Source organism: Streptomyces sp. NBC_01476, from assembly GCF_036227265.1.
In the GTDB taxonomy this organism is placed as follows: domain Bacteria; phylum Actinomycetota; class Actinomycetes; order Streptomycetales; family Streptomycetaceae; genus Actinacidiphila.
The window spans coordinates 7386673-7403957 of record NZ_CP109446.1 but is presented as its reverse complement, the minus strand read 5'-3'; the positions used below and the strand labels follow the sequence as shown (position 1 = coordinate 7403957).

10 protein-coding genes and 2 pseudogenes are annotated in these 17285 nt (G+C 71.8%); 3 read left to right on the top strand and 9 right to left on the bottom strand.

Translation table 11 applies throughout. From position 1 onward, the window contains the following. Window positions 1–15: 15 nt before the first annotated feature. The 6 genes and pseudogenes from OG552_RS32225 to OG552_RS32200 form a co-directional block, all read right to left on the bottom strand. Window positions 16–2805 carry a molybdopterin-dependent oxidoreductase gene (locus OG552_RS32225; protein ID WP_329138989.1) on the bottom strand — a complete coding sequence of 930 codons (2790 nt, stop codon included), beginning with the start codon at window positions 2803–2805 and terminating at the stop codon, window positions 16–18. Then, window positions 2802–3626 (bottom strand): FAD binding domain-containing protein, encoded by an 825-nt coding sequence (locus OG552_RS32220; RefSeq protein ID WP_329138986.1) that lies wholly within the window; start codon window positions 3624–3626, stop codon window positions 2802–2804. Before OG552_RS32220 ends, OG552_RS32225 begins: the two co-directional genes overlap by 4 nt. 283 nt (window positions 3627–3909) lie before the next feature. Continuing rightward, window positions 3910–4053 (bottom strand): annotated as a pseudogene (locus OG552_RS32215) (MerR family transcriptional regulator); the annotation flags it as partial. A gap of 112 nt (window positions 4054–4165) precedes the next feature. Further along, complete coding sequence (locus OG552_RS32210) at window positions 4166–5125, bottom strand: STM4015 family protein (protein WP_329138984.1); 960 nt, start codon at window positions 5123–5125, stop codon at window positions 4166–4168. A 170-nt stretch (window positions 5126–5295) separates the two neighbouring features. After that, the gene (locus tag OG552_RS32205; RefSeq protein ID WP_329138982.1) at window positions 5296–7941 is read right to left on the bottom strand and encodes a S8 family peptidase; all 2646 of its coding nucleotides are present in this window, start codon (window positions 7939–7941) and stop codon (window positions 5296–5298) included. 399 nt (window positions 7942–8340) lie between these two features. After that, entirely contained in the window at window positions 8341–9645 is a 1305-nt protein-coding gene (locus OG552_RS32200) for a DUF6924 domain-containing protein (RefSeq protein ID WP_329138980.1), read from the bottom strand. Between the two features lie 152 nt (window positions 9646–9797). On the opposite strand from OG552_RS32200, the gene OG552_RS32195 reads away from it, so the two are divergent. Continuing rightward, window positions 9798–10640, top strand: coding sequence for a class I SAM-dependent methyltransferase (locus tag OG552_RS32195; RefSeq protein WP_329138978.1), 843 nt, complete (start codon window positions 9798–9800; stop codon window positions 10638–10640). A 62-nt stretch (window positions 10641–10702) separates the two neighbouring features. On the opposite strand, the gene OG552_RS32190 is transcribed toward OG552_RS32195, so the two are convergent. Beyond that, window positions 10703–11860: an aromatic ring-hydroxylating dioxygenase subunit alpha gene (locus OG552_RS32190; protein WP_329138976.1), complete on the bottom strand. Its 1158-nt coding sequence runs from the start codon at window positions 11858–11860 to the stop codon at window positions 10703–10705. A 413-nt stretch (window positions 11861–12273) separates the two neighbouring features. Here OG552_RS32190 and OG552_RS32185 point away from each other — a divergent pair. Continuing rightward, a pseudogene (locus tag OG552_RS32185) lies at window positions 12274–12405 on the top strand (DUF899 domain-containing protein); the annotation flags it as partial. Between the two features lie 39 nt (window positions 12406–12444). Here OG552_RS32185 and OG552_RS32180 read toward each other — a convergent pair. Further along, a complete protein-coding gene (locus OG552_RS32180; protein WP_329138974.1) occupies window positions 12445–13389 on the bottom strand; it encodes an alpha/beta hydrolase family protein in 945 nt (314 codons plus the stop codon). A 203-nt stretch (window positions 13390–13592) separates the two neighbouring features. On the opposite strand from OG552_RS32180, the gene OG552_RS32175 reads away from it, so the two are divergent. Beyond that, on the top strand, window positions 13593–14183 hold the full coding sequence (locus OG552_RS32175; protein ID WP_329138972.1) for a TetR/AcrR family transcriptional regulator: 591 nt from the start codon (window positions 13593–13595) through the stop codon (window positions 14181–14183). Between the two features lie 30 nt (window positions 14184–14213). Here OG552_RS32175 and OG552_RS32170 read toward each other — a convergent pair whose 3' ends face one another. Further along, window positions 14214–17132, bottom strand: coding sequence for a SpoIIE family protein phosphatase (locus OG552_RS32170; protein WP_329138970.1), 2919 nt, complete (start codon window positions 17130–17132; stop codon window positions 14214–14216). Window positions 17133–17285: the final 153 nt, after the last annotated feature.

Here is a 17285-nt window from a genome sequence, read left to right as displayed (position 1 = left end):
CCCCGGTGCTCCGTGCTAGGACCCGCCCTGTTGGTCGAGGGCGAGCCAGACGCGGTCGCGGGTGAGGGGCAGTTCGGTGAAGCGGATGCCGGTGGCGGCGCGCAGGGCGTTGGCCAGCGCGGGCGCCACCGGGTTGAAGGGGCTCTCGCTCATCGACTTGGCGCCCAGCGGGCCGATGGCGTCCAAGGTCCGCATGAAGTGCACCTCGGTGCGCGGCACATCGGCGAAGGCGGGCAGCCGGTACTGGCGGAAGGCGGCGGTGGTGACCGCTCCGCTGCCGTCGAGGCGCACCTGCTCGAAGAGCGTCGCGCCGAGCGCCTGCGCGACGCCGCCTTCCACCTGGCCGCGGCACTGCATCGGGTTCATCACCTGGCCCGCGTCCGCGGCGTGCACGCTGCGCAGGATACGGAGTTCGCCGGTCCCGGGGTCCACGGCGACCCGGAACCACTGCGCGTTGAAGGCCACCGACCGGGGCGTCCCGCCGAAGTGCCCGTCCGCGGCCAGTTCGCGGCCCGCCGCACGGGCCGCCGCGTGCAGTTCCTTCAGCGTGAGCTGCCGCCCGCCCGGCGCCACCACCGCCTCCTTCGTCAGCAGGCACGCCGCCCGGTCCACGCCCATGTGCCCGGCGGCGAACCGCAGGATCGACTCGGCGAGGGCCTGGCAGGCACGCAAGGACGCCTTGCCCGCCACCATGACGCCGGTGGAGGCGAACGCGCCGGTGTCGTGCCGTACCACGTCGGTGTCCGACTGGCGGATGGTGATGCGCTCCGCGGTGGTGCCCAGTTCCCCGGCCGCGATCTGACTGTGCACGGTGGTGGTGCCGTTGCCGAACTCGGCGGTGCCGACGGCGAGATCGTAGGTGCCGTCGGGAAGCAGGGTGACCCGGGCGTCCGCGATGTGGCCGCCGGGCGGCCCGGTGGCGATCATCGCCAGTGCGGCGCCCTCTCCGACCAGCCACCCTTCGGGCGCGTCGCCGGCCGGCTCGGCGCGCGCGGTACGGACGATCTCCAGGCACTGGTCGAGGCCGTAGCTGGCGATGTGCAGGTCCTCCTCTTCACCGCCCGGGGTGATCATGGGCTCGCCGGGGCCGATGATGTTCCGCTCCCGCAGGACGAGCGGGTCGAGGCCGAGCCTGTGTGCGAGTTCGTCGAGTGCGGACTCCATGGCGAACATGACCTGGCCGAGGCCGTAGCCGCGGAAGGCCCCGGCGGGCACGGTGTGGGTGTAGACGGCGTAGCCGTCGGCCTTCTTGTTCGGACAGCGGTAGACCGACAGGGACTCCCCGCAGGCGTGGAACATGACAGCCGGCCCGTGGTTCCCGTACGCGCCGGTGTTGGACACCGCCCGCAGTTCCATCGCGGTGAGGACGCCGTCGCTGCGTGCCCCGAGCTTCACCCGGACGGTGAACGGGTGCCGGGTGGTGGCGCCGTAGAACTGCTCGGCGCGCGTGTACTCCAGCTTCACCGGGCGCCGCAGCCGCAGGACGGCGAAGGCGACGATGTCCTCCACCAGCATCTCCTGCTTGCCGCCGAAGCCGCCGCCGACCCGGCCTGCCACGACCCGCACCCGCTCCTCGGGCAGGTCGAACAGCGCACACAGCGCACGCCGGGTGAGGAACGGGGTCTGCGTGCTGGAGCGCACGGTCAGGCGCTCCCCGCCGTCCTCGCCCTCCTCGAACCAGGCCACCGCCCCGTGCGTCTCCAGGCTGGCGTGCTGCACCCGCTGGGTGCGGAAGGTCTCCTCGTAGACGGCGTCGGCCGCGGCGAACCCGGCCGCCACATCGCCGATTTCACCGTGTACCTCGCCTGCGACGTTGTCCTGCGGGCGGGCGATCCTCGCCGCGGCGGCGTCCTTGGCGTGCACGACCGGTGCGCCAGGGCGCATGGCCTCCTCCGGGTCGAGCACGGCCGGGCGCACGTCGTAGGTCACCGCGATCCTGCGGCACCCCTCCTCGGCCGCGGCCTCGCTGTCGGCGACGACGGCCGCCACCCGCTGCCCGACGTGGCGCACGGTGTCGTCCAGCAGCCGCGTGTCGTCCGGGTCGTCCTCCGCGTGCTCGTGCCGGGCCGTGGAGTAGAGCCGGGCGGGTGCGTCGTGGTGGGTGAACACCGCCTGGACGCCCGGCACTTGCAGCGCGGCGGTGGTGTCGATTGCGGTGATCCTGGCGTGGGCGTGCGGGGAGCGCAGCAGCTTCATGTGGAGCAGGCCGGGCACGTCGATGTCGAAGGTGTAGCGGGCGGTGCCGGTGACGACCTTGGGGCCGGCCGGGGCGGGCAGATTGCGGCCGACGGCCTCACCGGCGCCGGGCGTCTCCACGTGCTTGATCCCGCGCAGCGCGTCCTCGATCGCCCGGTAGCCGGTGCAGCGGCACAGGTTGCCCTTCAACGCCCTTGGCAAGTCGTCGAGTTGATCCGCGTCGAGGGCGGTCGCGGTCATCAGGAAGCCCGCGGTGCAGAATCCGCACTGGAAGCCCTGGGCGTCGAGGAACTGCTGCTGGACCGGGTGGAGTTCGCCGTTCTTGGCCAGTCCTTCGACGGTGGTGACGCTGCGGCCCTCGGCGCGTACCGCCGGATAGAGGCAGCTGTGGACGGGCTCGCCGTCCACATGCACCGTGCATGCCCCGCAGTCCCCCGCGTCGCAGCCCTTCTTCACCCCGAACCAGCCGCGCTCACGCAGATAGGTGCGCAGGCACTGGCCGGGGCGCGGCTGCGCGTCGAACCGCCGCTCGTTGACGTGGATCCCGAAGCCGGTGCGTCCGGCCCGCGGGTTCTCGGCGGCAGGGGGTCGGGGTTCCTCGGAGGTCATCGCGCACCGTCCCCGGCAAGCTCGCAGCGGATCTCCTCGGCCAGGCGCAACGTCATGTGGCGGCGCCAGGACGGGAGTCCGTGGATGTCGTCGTACCAGTGGCGCTCCCCGACGGCCGTCCCGATCGCCTCCCGCAGTGCGGGCGCGGCCGGTGGCACCGGGAACGTCAGCCGGAACGGCCGTACGGTCGCCGCGGTGATCGTCACCGCCAGCGAGCCGTCGAGCGGGTCGGCCGTACCGATCACCAGCACCCCCGAGCGGCCGAGACTGTACAGCGATGCCTGCCGGAACGCCGTGCGCGACGCGAGGGCGCGGGCGGGCAGCGTCACCGAACGCAGCAGTTCCCCTTCGGCCAGGTCCTTGGCTCCGGCGCCGGTCACGAAGTCCGCGACCGGCACGGCGCGTTCCGAGCCGTCCTGGGCCACCAGCAGGCAGCGGCCGTCCAGTGCGGCCGTGAGCGAGATCATCGGCCCGGCGGGCAGAGCGTTGCACAGATTCCCGCCGACGGTGGCCATGTTCCAGATCTTGAACGAGGCCAGGAAGGCGCGGCAGCACTGCTCGATCAGCGGCGCCGCCTGCGCGTCCAGTGTCTTGCCGAACCGGGACAGCTGGGCGATCGTGCAGGTCGCCGCGATCTCCAGTGACCCGTCCGGCAGCCGCCGCAGCGGGTCCCATCCCATCCGGCTCAGATCGCGCAGCCGCCGCAGGTGCGGCTGCGGCTCGGAGAACAGATAGGTGCCGCCGCCCAGCCACGCGTCGCCCGGCCGCCACGGCACCCGGTCGCGGCCGTCACACACCTCCAGCACGGTGTTGAGGTCCATGCCGTTCCCCGCTCTCAGCCCCATCGGTCCCCGGATCGGTCCCGGGCCCCTGCCTCGGTCAGTGAAGCAAGCCGGCCGCTCCGCGCACCACTGGAGAAGGAGACGGAAAACCACGGCCGGCGAAGCGGATGCCTGGAGGATCAACCAAGAGGGTCATCGTCTCATTTCGCCTGCATTTACGACGCATGAACTCGCCCCCGCCTGGCGCATGCGAGCACCCGACACACCCGCCCGTCGGCCACCCGGGAAGCGGTCCGGCGCTGCCGGGTTCGCGGGGGGACGTTCAGGCTGCGAGGAGGCGCAGACCCAGGTCTGCTGTGTCGAGGAGGGCGAGGTCGCGGTTGCGGGCGGCCCATCGGCCGGAGGAGAGGTCGTCGCGGAGTCCGTTCACCGCCCGTTGCTCGGCCTCGGGGCCGACCCGACTGTGCGGCATGACGCCACGTGAGGGTCAAGCGCCCGGTTCCTGGTGGTGCGGAGCGGCTGCCCCCCGTGCGGGCAGCACGGTCCCTCCCCTGTCGCGCCGCCTCCGCCAGGCGGTGTCACTCCGAGACGGAGGTGAAGCGGTGGCTTCTCCCGTCGGACTCCCACGGTTCGCAGGGGTCGGAGAGGTCGACCTTCACGCCCGCGGGTTCCAGCGTTTCGCGGACCCGCTGCACCACGGCCTCGGAGACGAAGTGGTGGTGCAGATCGAGCCGGTCGAGATGGATGAGCGGCTGACCGGTCAGCAGGGCCGCCGCGCCGTCGTCGGTGAGCACGCCGAGCGACAGGTCCAGGGACGTCACCTGCGCGACGACGGGCGCGGAGGCCACCGCGGCGGCTATCTCGTCCTGGATCTCGCTGTTGCGCAGGGCCAGGTGACGCAGCGCGGGGAACCGTCCGCCGGCCAGGATCGGCGCGAGGTCGTCCACGGTGGCGTCACCGCCGTACGACTCCACGCCGAGCCACAGCTCCAGGTGCTCCAGCGCCGGCAGCTCGCTCGCCGCGACCCCGCGCACCACCTGCGCCGGGAGGCCGCCGGTCTGGAAGACCAGCGTGCGCAGTCCCTCGTGCCGCACAGGCGGGAACCGCAGACCCGTTCCGCCCCGCACCCCGAACTCGCGCAACCCGGGAAACGCGGTGAGCAACGGGGTGACGTCGGACTGCTCGATCCAGGAGATCTCCGCCTCCTCCATCTCCAGATCGCCGATGAACACCGCCTGCAGCCCGGTCAACCGGTCCCGGGCGGCGACCAGTTGCTCCACCACGTCGCCCGAGTCGTTGTCGTACACCTCGCCCCACGGGCCGATGATCAAAGCCCGTACCCCGGTGAGATCGACCACGGCTGCGAAGCGTTCCCAGCATCCGGCGAAGTCGGGGTCGGAGGTATCCCCGTACGGGTCCAGCGCCAGCCGCCAGGCCACCGTGTCCGGCGCGGGCAGTTCCGGCATCGCCTCCCCCGGGGCGGGGAACTCGAAGGCGGGCAGGCCGTGCAGTTCCTTCAGGTGCTCAATATCGGTCATGGCACTGTTCTCCCGACGCGGTGGACCGGCGGCCCGAGTGGCACCAGTTCTACCAACAGCCGCTGACAGCGGCAGGCGCCGGACCCGGCCAACTGGCCGCGAGCCGGGGAGAGTTGACGGTGCCCGGGAAGCCGAGGCATCCCGGGCACCAGGTCGGACCGGCCGGTCGGCTACTGGTCGTATCCGGCCACGCCGTGGACCAGCTGGGTGAACTCCTTCCCACTGGTCGTCAGGTTGAGTTCCACGTCGATCTCCCACCGGCCCGGCGCCGGGTTCGGTGCCACCAGGTGCGCCGCGGCGGTCGTGGTGCCCGACGCGTCGGTGACCGGGGCCGCCGCCACCTGCTGCACGACCGTGCCGTTCGGGTCGAGCAGCCAGAACGTCATCGGGTTGTCCGCGCTCGCGTCCGGCGTCGTGAAGCTGAGGTTCAGACTCTGCTTGCCGGCCGGCACGTCCAGGTTGTACGTGCTGATCTGGCCGACCTGACGCCCGACAGTGCTTGTGATCATCGTGTCGAACGCGCCGCCCCGTGAGGGGATCAGCGTCCGGCGGGCGACCGGCACGGAGGTCCGGGCACCGTTGTCCGCGGTGAACTGGACCGATTCCGGGTGGTCACCGGGCGCGGCCGGCATGAGCACCCGCAACGGCACCGTCGCACTGGAGTGGGCCCTGATCCGTACCTGGTGCGCCGCCGGGGCGGTCACATAGTGCTGACCGGTGGTCCGGAAGGAGATGTCGCCGGTGAACGTGCCCGGCACGTTCGGCGGTTCCTGCAGGTGGGCGCGGCCGTTGGCCCACAGGATCTTGGCCGTCCACGTGCCCGGCACCGGCGCGGTGACCTCCACGTGCTGGATGTCGGACACGGTGCCCAGCCGTCCCGCCCTGGTGGGCGGCGTGCCGTAGTCGTACGAGATCTGGGTCAGGCTGCCCTTGGGGTCGATCAGGGTGAAGGACAGGATGGTCGAGTTGGCGGGGTCCGGGATGAGCATGTCGGCGTCGAGCCGGTCCAGGCCCTTGGGCACGGTGAAGGTGATCGGTGCGGCCGCCCGGGCGCCCTGCGCCGGGACCGGCAGGCTCGGGTCGGGAGCGCTGACCGGCTCGGTGACGGTCCTGCCGATCTGGGCCGCCTGTCCCAGCGAGCGGTAGACGGCGTTCACCTTGGTGTCTTTACGGCTGGTGTTGAAGAGCGTCACCGACTGGGTGCTCTGTCCCGCGCGGTCGGTGATGTCCAGCTGCGTCGGCGAGCCGACCACCAGGCCTGCGGTGTCGGACGGCTTGCCCTTGCCGTGCTGGGAGAGCGTGGTGCCGGGCTCCTGCTGGGCGGCCCTGACCGCGGCGGCGACATCGAGCAGGCCGGCGCCCTGCTGGTCGGCGGGCGCGCCGATGTCGTTCGCGGTGCTGGTCAGGATCGCCTTGACCAGGGCGGGCGTCGGCTTGGTGCCGTGGTGCGTGTCGGCGTACGCCTGGATGACGTCGGCCGCGGCACCGGCCACGATCGGGCAGGACTGGCTCGTGCCGCCGAAGGCCTCGGTCCGGGTGTTCGCCGGGCAGTCGCTGCCGTTCGGGTTGCACGCGGCCTCGCCGCCGTATCCGGGGGCGACCAGGTCGACGACCCGGTTGTTGGGCGCCGTGCCGCCGGAGGAGAGCGGGGTGATGTTGTTGTTGGTCCAGCGGGTGTAGCCGGTGGCCTGGGCGTTGATGCGCAGCGTGTTCGTCGCGCCGACGGCGATGGCCAGCGGGTCGGTGGCGGGCGAGGAGACGGTGCCCGAGACGCCGCTGTCACCGGAGGAGACGACCACGGTCACGCCGGCCGCGATGGCCGCGTCGTTGGCGGCGTAGAAGACCGCGTAGCGGCCGGGCCGGGGGGTGTAGCCGTAGGACTCGGAGATGATGTCCGCGTGCTCGGTCACGACAGCGTTGTCGATGCCGGCGACGACCTCCGACTCGGACTGCTGCACCGCGCCGTCGGAGCCGCTCGGCGGGGTGTCGATCACCGAGCTGTCGACCAGCGAGGCGTCAGGTGCGACGCCCTTGATGGTGAATGTGCAGCCCTGGGGCAGGCCGGAGAACGGGAGTTCCTGGGAGTAGTCGTAGACGACGGTGCCCTGTCCGGCGATCGACGAGGCGTCACCGTAGAACTCGCCGTCGCTGTGGTCCGCGGTCGGGTCCGGCGCGTCCAGGACGACCGGTGTGCCGTTCTTGCGGATGAAGTTCGGGTTGCCCGCCAGATCGTTGATGCCCTCGTTGGCGACGATCACGCCCTTGCCGGTCGCGATGTCATTGCCCTCCGGGCCGGCCTTCGGGTCGTCCGACGAGGCGCGTACCACCGACAGCGCCTCGGGCTCGGTGAAGGGTTTGTCCGGGCGGGCCGGGCACAGGGCCGGGTTCAGCTTCGCCGGCTTCGTGTGCGGCACGCTCGACCCGGGTGCGACGGTGATCGTCTCGTCGGGGAGGATCTCGGCGACGGCCGGGTTGCCGCGCAGCCGGCGGACCTCCGCGGCCGACAGGTGGGCGGCGACCGCGTTGACGCTGACCAGCTGGCGTACGTCGCTGCCGCCGCCCGCCTTGATGTCCGACACGATCGACCGCTGGTCGGACCGGGTGGCCGAGGTACGGGCGGCGCCCTGGGCCTTCAGCTTGAGGTCGGCGTGCTGGTCGGCCAGTACCACGATGACCGGGCCGCCCGCGTCGGCGCCGTAGGCCGCGGGAGCCAGCGGCTCGGGAGAAGCGGCGGACGCGCCGCCGGTTCCGGCCAGGGCGAGCGATATGCCCGCGGTGAACGCTGTCGCCAGCGTGGCCAGTCGAACTCGATTCACTGAACCCTGCTTTCGTCCTGGCGGATCACCGCGGTGGCGTCGGCGGGGCGGCCGGGACCCCTGCCGGAGGAACAGCACGTAGGGCCATGGGAATTGCGTATGCCGGTTATGTCAGTAATGACATCTCCCAGGTGGAGGGCCGTATGGAGGGATAACCGTGCGGGCAGCACTCAGTGAGCGCCGCATGTAGTGTGCACGCCAATCCAAGAGGCTGGGAACAGCAACCGGCCGTCCTTAAACGGACCTTTAATCACCGGCGGGGATTACGGCGATCTTGCGCCGTTTTGGTATCCGCGGGGGGCGACGGGGGTTGGTATCCGCGGGGGGCGACGGGGGCGATGGGCGACCCCCGCCGCCGCTCCCCGGGGGCCGCGCCCGCCGGCCACGGCGAAGGGCCCGTCAGGAGAGCATGGGACGTACGACTCCGTCCTCGTCCGCCGAGTCCGCGAAGTCCTCCCAGTCCATGTTGGCGATCGACAGGTTGTTCTCGACCTCCTGCACCGCAGGCGGCGACGCGCGGAAGGTCCGGCCACGGTGCTCGTCGTCCAGGTCGAGGTCGACGACCATCACATGGTGCTCGGAGGACGCCATGGTGGTCCCGTCCGCGATGAGCAGCAGCTCCCACGGCTCGTCCGCCGGCACCAGCTGGACGAGTTGCGCCGCGGTCAGCCCGTCGAACGCGGCGTCGTCAACGGGCTCCACGTTCGCGGAGAAGACGTCGTCGCCCGACAGGTGGCGCGGCGCGGTCACCTGAAGGCATGTCACGGCCCACGCGTCGTCGTCGGAGAAGTCGGTGCGCACCAGCGGCACCAGCGGGACCGACGGCAGTCGCGGTGTACCGGCCGGCGCCGCGGGAGCGGGGTCGGCGCGCTTCGCCCGGGGGCGGGAGCGGGAGCCGTTCGAGGACGCGGCGAACCCGGGGCTGTCGCGTTTGCGCCCGTTGCGCCACATCACCTCGCCGTCGGCGTCCAGCATCTCCAGGTCGCCGCTGTCACGGACGACCAACTGCCGGGGGTGAAAGGGGAACCGGGGGGTCGTGAGGCTGTCCCAGGCTCTCCGTGCGCCGTCCGCGAAGAGCAGGAAGAGGCCGTCCTCGGCCAGCGCCAGCCGGGTTCCGAACGGGTCGGGGCAGAGCGCCGGGACCTGGTAGAACCAGCTGGTCACCAGGCCGTCAGGTCCGTACATGAAGGTGCCGCCGTACTGCCGGCCGTGCACCAGGACGTACGCGCCGTTCGGCGACGTCAGACTCTGGTCGGCCAGGCTCTGCCCGACCAGCATGCGGTCGCCGCGCGCCACGGAGAACGGCGACGGCTCGGGCCGGGCGACGGCCGTGCCGGTGCGCCACACGACCCGGCCGGCACCGTCCAGCAGGACGACATCGCCGTCGTCGCAGACCTCCAGCACTTCCGCACCGCTGCCGGCCGTGCCGGTGGACCACAGCGGCGTGCCGTCCTCGTCGTGCGCCACGAGGTCGCCGTCCGGTCGCAGGGTGACGTCGCTGACGCCGGTCCCGGTCTTCTTCCGCCCCCGGTCCGCGGGGCTGAACGCGCTCGACCACCACAGTGGCTCGCGGTCGCGGTTGCGCAGCAGTATCAGATCGTCGAATCCGTCATGGTTGAGCGTGAAGGCGTCGTTGAGCGAGGTCAGCGACTGCCGCCGCAGACTCTGCCCGGCCCCTAGCCGATGCCCGCCGGCGATGTTCATGATGTGATCCGGGTCCCTCGTTGTCGGATGGTGTTCCGGGACGCCAACGGAGTATGCCAACGCCCACTCGCCCGGCCGGCACCACCCCGGTTTCCCCGTGGGAGGATGGCCGGCCGCGGGGTGCGGACGGTGGCGGTTTCTCAGGGGGTGCGATGACGGGCGCGGGGCGGCACGACCTCAGCCGGGTCTTCAACGAGGTGCCGGAGCTCTACGACCGGGTCCGGCCGGGCTATCCCGATGAGTTGTTCGCGGATCTCGTCAGCCTCGCCGGCCTCGGTGAAGGAGCGCCGGTGCTCGAAGTGGGGTGCGGTACCGGCCAGGCGACGCGTTCGCTGGCCGCGCTCGGGTACGCGGTGACCGCCGTCGAACCGGGCGCGGAGCTGGCCGCGCTCGCCCGCCGGCGGCTGGCCGCCTTCGGCAACGTCGCCGTCGAGACGTCGACCTTCGAGGAGTGGGACGACCGGGGTGCGCGCTTCGACGCCCTGGTGGCCGCGTCGTCATGGCACTGGATCGATCCGTCGACCGGCCCGCGCCGAGCGCATGACGTGCTCCGTCCCGGCGGCTGGATGGCGGTGCTCAGCAACATCGTTGTGCGCCGGCCGGGCGAGCCGGAGGTGTACGCGGGGACCGCCGATCTCCACGAGCGGTTCTCCCCCGGGAACCCCGGCTGGGGGCATCCGCCCCTCGAAGACGAGGTGCGCGCGGCCAACGAGGGCCGGGGACTGGAGGGTTGGGGCCTGGAGGACTGGGGGCAGGCAGGCGACCCCAGCGGCCTGTTCGGGCCGGCGACCGCGCGCTGTCACCCGACCGTCCAGTGGTTCGACGGCGAAGGCTTCGCCGATCTGCTCCGCTCGACGTCGCTGTACCGCGCGCTCGACCGCGAGATCCGCGAGCCCCTGCTCGACGCGATCGCCGAGCGTATCCGCACGCGGATGGGGGACCGGGTGGCGCGGCGTTACCTGAGTGTCCTGCGGATCGGGCAGCGCGCCAGCTGAGTCCCGGGGGCGGCTGGCAGGCAGGCTCACCGCGGCAACCCCCAGCCGCTCCGACGGGGGTCCTAGCCGCAGACGTCCGGCCGGTGGCCGCACGCGGCGGGCTGCGGGCCGAGAGGGACACCGTTGGACCGCAGCACCTGGCGGACGTCCAGGATCAGCGGGAAGATCTCGTGATTGCGGTCCTCGCCCTGCTCGTCCCAGGCCCGCTGCTCCGCCTCGACGGCCATCCGGTCCTCGGCGAACACCCGCTCGGTGAAGCGCCGCAGGAGCGGCCAGGCCAGCTGCAGCACCCCCGGCATCCGCGGCTTCTCGATCATGAGCAGGCCGTACGCGTGACAGGTGCGCTGCTCGGCGTCCTCGGGGACGTACGCCACCCACAGCCGGAAGGCCGGACGCTCGGCGTTCTCCGGGACCAGGTCGAGAGTCTGGTACGGGTACTCGGTGCGGATGGTCATCACGTCCGCGGAGTCGCCGCCGATACCCTCGGCGGCCAGCAGCGCGGCGCCGCGGTTGCGCTTGCCACCGGTGTGGGTGAAGAGGTAACGGGCCTCCACCGACCGCGCGTCGGTCCGGTGCCCCAGCAGTTCCGGGTGGAGCTTGCCGACCACACCGCGGTGCAGGAACTGGTGGTTCATGTCGAGCAGGTTCTCGTGCATGAACGAGTAGTGGCAGCGCACCGTCCGGGAGAACGTCATCGTCCTGTGCGTCGGCGAGCCGTGCTCGGGCAGTTCGGGCAGCGGGGTGCGGGCCGCCTTCTCCGGGTCGCCAGGGAAGACGAACACCAGCCCGTAGGCTTCGCGGACGGGATAACCCCGCACCCCGCGCGGCGGCCGTCCGTCGCCCTTGGACAGGTACGGGATCTGCGAGATCCGGCCGTCGCCGCGGTACGCCCATGCGTGGTAGCAGCAGCGCAGCACATCGCCCTCGACCACGCCCATGCTCAGCGGCACCTGACGGTGGGCGCAGCGGTCCTCCAGCGCGTGGACGGGGCCGCTCCGCCCCCGGTACAGCGCGATCCGCTCCCCCGCGAACGCGGTCGCGAGCACCTTCCCGCGCCGTACGCCTCCCGAGACGGCCACCGGGTACCAGAAGTCCGGGTTCGCCCCGACGCGCCGCAGATCGGCCAGGCCGGCGGGCTCCGGGTCGCGGTGGCCGGCGGGCCGGTCGCCCACGGCACGGGCAGTGACGGTCGCAGCCCCCTCGGAGCCGGTCTCGGTCATTACCTCTCCCTCGTACGTAGGACACCGGAGCGAACCTGTCGCGCCCGGCTTCACGGGCCCGCCGGTACGGCGCACGGTCCGGCAGTTGCCATCCTGGCCGCGGCCGGGCGCCCCCGCCCGGCTCAGCCGTCCGGACGGGTGAGCGGCGATACCACCGGTGCCCTGCCGGGACCCCGGGTCAGCGGCGGCCGGCCGGCCGACCGCGTACACGGACCGGCTGCGGGAACCGGGTTCCCGGGGTGCGATGAGTTCCGGCCGCGGCAGGAGTCTGGTCCGGTGAGCGTCCCCGGACCCCGTACGACGCTGTCCGCAGCGAGACACCCGGAGGACACCATGACGAGCACGTCAGGCACCGCGAGCGGCGACCTTCCCGGCAAGCCGTCCGCGAAGGCCACCCGTCCGCGGTCGGCCAGGCCTGCTGGTACTGGCGCTCGGACGCCGACGTCGTCGCCACCTGGGGCCCGACCAGCCGCCCCGTACCGCAGTGGACCCGGCCCGGCGCGACCCCCGTGGAGACCCCCGGCCGGCGCGGCCACCACCACTGACACACCGTCCGGGAGTCCAGGCGCGTGCCGTCCGCGGGGTCACCTGGATTCGATCCGGCCCAGGGGGGCGGAGCTCTGCGACAGGCGCTTGCGCGCCGCCTGCCAGCTGGAGTCCTCGATGCCGAGTGCGTGGCGGAGGTAGGCCCAGGTGACCCGCTGGATCAGGGCGACCCGTCCGGGGTCCTCGTCCGTCGTCTCCCTGGCCTCGTAGCCGGGGATGCCGCCGAGCGAGTGTTCCGCCCCGAAGACCGTGAGCAGGCTCTTGCCGCCGGGGCTCAGGGCGTACGGGTCGGCGAGCCAGTCCGGTCCACGAACGGTCAGCGGGGAGTCGTCCCGGTCCCCCGCGACCACGAGGGCCGGCGTCGTCATGTCCGCGAAGCTCGGGTTCATGAACGGGTAGTGCTCGGCTGCGAACGGTGTCAGGTCGGCTCCGCCGCGGCCGGCCGTGGCGAGCAGCACCCCCGCTCCGACCCGCGCGTCGGACAGGTCCTCTGCCGTCCCGCTCTCCGGATCGAGGACCCGCAGGCCCAGCAGGTTTCCGGCCGTCTGGCCGCCGAAGGAGTGGCCGGCCGCGGCGATGCGGCTCCGGTCCAGGCGCCCGGCGAGGCCGGGAACGGCGGCCTCCAGGAGGTCGAGCCGGTCGAGCACGCGCTTCATGTCCTCGACGCGGACACGCCAGATCCGTGGGGTGCGGGGATCGTCCGGAGCAAGGCCCACCGTCCTCGAGTCGAGATGGGTGGGCTGGATCACCACGAAGCCGTGCGCGGCCCAGAAGTCGGCCAGGGGTCCGTAGCCGTCCATCGACGAGCCGAAGCCGTGCGAGAACACGATGACCGGCAGATCGTGCCCGGTGGCCGGCGCGGAGACTTTCACCAGCAGGTCCTCGCCGCGGCCTGGCGCGGGGAGCGCAATCGGCTTCACCGAGACGACGGGAGCGCCGGCGCTCAGGGCGGGCTCGCCGGCCGCCGGATCCGGTTCGGTCATGGAAGGGTCTTCCTTTCCGTTGTCTCACGGATCGAGTGGGCGGTTTCGACGCGGCGCGCTCCGTCCTGCGGCAAGCGCGGTGGGCGTGCGCGGTTTGGCCGCCGGCGCCCGGTCTGCCATCATGAAAAAACGGGACACTGTCCCGATTGACGATACGGGACGATGTCCCGTTTAGCAAAGTCGGCAGCGAGAGGACAGGTGCGGTGACCGACAGCGACCGGAACACGGGACGTGCCGCCCGGCCCAAGCGGGCGGACGCACGGCGCAACGAGGAGACCCTGCTCGGCGCGGCTGCCGCGGTCTTCGTCACCTCGGGCGTGGAAGCGCCGATTCGTGACATCGCGGCCAAGGCCGGCGTCGGCACGGCGACGATCTACCGCCACTTCCCGACGCGGGCGGATCTCATCGTCGCCGTCTACCGGCACCAGGTCGAAGCCCTCGCAGAAGCCGGCCCCGCCCTGCTGGCGAGCGGCGATACGCCGCACGCCGCACTGGGACGCTGGATCGACCTCTTCGTCGACTTCCTGGTCACCAAACTCGGCCTGGCCGCCGTACTGCAGTCCGACGACCCCTGCTTCGACCCGCTGCACTCCTACTTCCTCGACCGGCTCCTGCCCGTGTGCACCCAACTCCTCGACGCCGCGGCCGGTTCGGGCGAGATCCGCTCCGACATCGATGCCCACGAACTCATGCGCGGCGTCGCGAGCCTGTGCGCGGGCGCCGGCAGCGACCCCCGCTACGACTCACGCCGGCTCGTCGGCCTCCTCGTCGCAGGGCTCCGCCGGCCGAACTGACCCCGGCCGGCCCCGGCCCCGGTCGCGGGATCACTCAGGTCCCGTACGCGTCTGCTCGGTCCAGATGCACTTGCCCGTGGGGGTGTAGCGAGCGCCCCAGCGGTGGGCGAGCGTGGCGACCAGCTGGAGTCCTCGTCCGCCTTCGTCGGTTTCTGAGGCGTGCCGGATCTGCGGTGTCGTCAGGCTGCCGTCGTACACCTCGGACACCAGCGCCTTGCCGCGCAGCAGCCGCAGTCTGGCGGGGCCCTTGGCGTGGCGGATGACGTTGCCGACCAGTTCGCTGACGAGGAGTTCCGTGGTCATCGCCAGGTCGTCCATGTGCCACGCGGACAGCTGGTCCCGCACGTGGTCACGCGCTTCCTTGGCGGCGATGGCGTCATCGGGAAGCGTCCAGTCGGCGATGTCGTCGGCGGCAAGGGCGTGGGTACGGGCGACGAGCACGGCCGCGTCGTCCCCTGTCCGTTCGCCCTGCGGCGGCACGGACCCGGTGAGGGTACGGCACAGGCGTGCCAGCTGCTCGACCTCGGACAGAGCGGTCCGGGTTCCGGGAGCGGGCAGTTTCTCGGCGAGCGTCCGCGCGAGATGGGCCGTCCCCGCGTCGATGTCCCTGGCGGCCGACTCGACCAGGCCGTCCGTGTAGAGCACGATCGTGCTCTCGCCGGTCAGCACCACGTCGGTGGTGGCGAACGGCGGCGTGGCCACGCCGAGCGGCGCGTCCGGGTCGTGGTCGACGATGCCGACGCCGCCGTCGGGCTGGGCGATGACGGGCGGCGGATGCCCGGCGCTGGCGAAGGACAGGCCGCGGGTGGTGGGGTCGTAAATGGCGTACAGGCAGGTGGCGTAGAAGGTGTCGCCGAGTTCGATGACGAGGCTGTTGACCCGGGCGAGGAGTTCGTCCGGCGGGATCTCCAGGTCGGCCAGCGTCCGCACCGCGGTGCGCAGCCGGCCCATGGTGACGGCCTCCGACAGTCCGTGGCCCATGACGTCGCCGATGACGAGAGCCACGCGTTCCGACGACAGGGGGATGACGTCGTACCAGTCGCCGCCCACCTCGATGCCTTCGCCGGCCGGGAGGTAGCGGGCGGCCGCGGTGACGGCGGGCAGTTCGGGAAGTGCCCCCGGGAGCATGCCGTACTGGAGTTCCTGGGACCGGCGGTGCTCGGCATCATAAAGCCTGGCGCGCTCGAATGCCTGGGCGACCAGCCCGCTGAAGGTGACGAGCAGCGAGCGTTCGTCCTCGGTGAGTTCACGTGGTTCGTCGAAGGCGAGGACGCATACGCCGACGGCCCGCCCGAGGGCGATCAGCGGGACGAACGCCCAGGCCTGCTTCCCTCCTTCCGCCCGCACCTCCGCGAGCCGCGGGTAAAGCCCGACGTACTCCTCGGCCGAGGCGATGAACTTCGGCGAGTGGTCGCGCAGCGCCTGCGCGGCGGGGGGAAAGTCGTCGAGGGGGGTCCCGTCCATCCGGTCGACGAACGAGGGAACGTAGCCGACGGCACCGACCGACCGCAGGCTGTCGCCTTCGACCGCGTCCAGCATCAGTCCGGAAGCCCGGAACAGCGGCAGCACCCGGTCCGCCACCGCGTTGAGCACATCGCGGGTGGTGACCGCCCGGCCGAGGGCAGTGGTCAAGTCGGAGACGTGCGCGGCGCGTTCGGCTTCCATCCGGGCGACACGGGCTTCCTCGGCCCGCCTTGCCCGCTCGTCGGTGACATCGGTGAAGTAGATCGTCAGGCCGCCGGGCACGGGCAGCACACGCATGTGGTACCAGCGCTGGTTCGCCGGCGCCTGTACGTCGAAGCCGACCGGCCCGTCGCCGGTGGCCTCCTGGCTCTCCGCCAAACCGAAAGCGTCGATGTCGGGCACCGCCTCGGACAGGGCGCGGCCGAGCAGCCGGTGGGTGGCGCCGAACAGCCGTTCCGCTTCCGCGTTGCAGTAGAGGATGCGCCACTCGTCGTCCACCGCGAGGAAGCCGTCGCTCATGTGCCGCAGCGCACGGCCCACGGCGTCGCGTTCCATCCGCGTCTCGGTGCTCTCCCACAGCGTGCCGGCCATCCGCTGGGGTTCGCCCTGGTCGTCGTAGGTGACAAACCCACGAGCCTCGATCCACACCAGATTTCCGTCCGGCCGGCGGATCCGGTACTCGACGCTGTAAGCGCTGTGTTCGGCGATGGACCGCTCGATCTCGGCGACGACCGCGGCCGCGTCGTCCGGGTGGATGAGGTCCAGCCAGGTCTGGATCCGGTCGTCGTAGCCCTCCCGGGTCATACCTCCCACGTGGAGCGCGACATCGTCCGCGAGGAGCCGGCCGGTGCTGATCTCCCACTCCCACGAGCCGACACCTGTCGGCCGTACCGCCTCCTGCTCCTGCGAGCCGGTCGGCACCTGCCACCAGCCCGGCCGGAGAAACAGCATCGGCCGGGTGTTCAGCAGGCGGCCGGCGACGGCGTCGGTGAGCGCCACCAGGAAGTCACGCTGCTCAGGGGTCGGCCCGCTCGCGCTCATCATCAGGACCGTGAGCGCGCCGATGGTCCCGTCCGGGCCGTTCAGCGGTACGGCGACGAAGCCCGCGCCCTGCGGAAAGCCGTGTCCGGGCACGGTCGCCAGGCCACCGGACAGCCCGCACTCCGTGGCGGGCTGCCACTGCAGGGTCCCCTCGCGCACGGCTCTCGCCGGGCAGGCGTCGTCCTTCCACTCGATCGCCGCCCAGGGTTCCGCGACCTCCCGCGGGAGACCGGAAGCGGCGGCGAGCCGGAGCGTACGGTCGAACGGACGGGACCGGTGTGCCATACCGCCCAGACCGGACAGGCCCGCGACAGCCTGCTGCACCGCGAAGGACAGCAGTTCCACGTCGCTGAGGTCGTGGTTCAGGGCATCGAAGAGCTTCAACCGTTCACTGGCCTGGACGGCTTGGTCGAGGACCGACACGTGTGCGACCGGATCATCCACGGCCTCTCCACCGGCGAACTCGGCGGCCCCTCCGCCCTTGCCTGGCGGAGCTGTCGGGCATGTTTCGCCGCTGTTACCAGCATATAGCAAAAGGAATTTTTACCACATTTTACAAAGGCTCGAAAACAGGCTCTGGCCTGCGAGGACCGGCTC

Excerpts from the sequence above, each read along its gene's own strand:
- OG552_RS32225 (WP_329138989.1), bottom strand. The coding sequence starts at position 2,805 with ATGACCTCCGAGGAACCCCGACCCCCTGCCGCCGAGAACCCGCGGGCC.
- OG552_RS32220 (WP_329138986.1), bottom strand. The coding sequence starts at position 3,626 with ATGGACCTCAACACCGTGCTGGAGGTGTGTGACGGCCGCGACCGGGTG.
- OG552_RS32210 (WP_329138984.1), bottom strand. The coding sequence starts at position 5,125 with ATGACCGATATTGAGCACCTGAAGGAACTGCACGGCCTGCCCGCCTTC.
- OG552_RS32200 (WP_329138980.1), bottom strand. The coding sequence starts at position 9,645 with ATGAACATCGCCGGCGGGCATCGGCTAGGGGCCGGGCAGAGTCTGCGG.
- OG552_RS32195 (WP_329138978.1), top strand. The coding sequence starts at position 9,798 with ATGACGGGCGCGGGGCGGCACGACCTCAGCCGGGTCTTCAACGAGGTG.
- OG552_RS32190 (WP_329138976.1), bottom strand. The coding sequence starts at position 11,860 with ATGACCGAGACCGGCTCCGAGGGGGCTGCGACCGTCACTGCCCGTGCC.
- OG552_RS32180 (WP_329138974.1), bottom strand. The coding sequence starts at position 13,389 with ATGACCGAACCGGATCCGGCGGCCGGCGAGCCCGCCCTGAGCGCCGGC.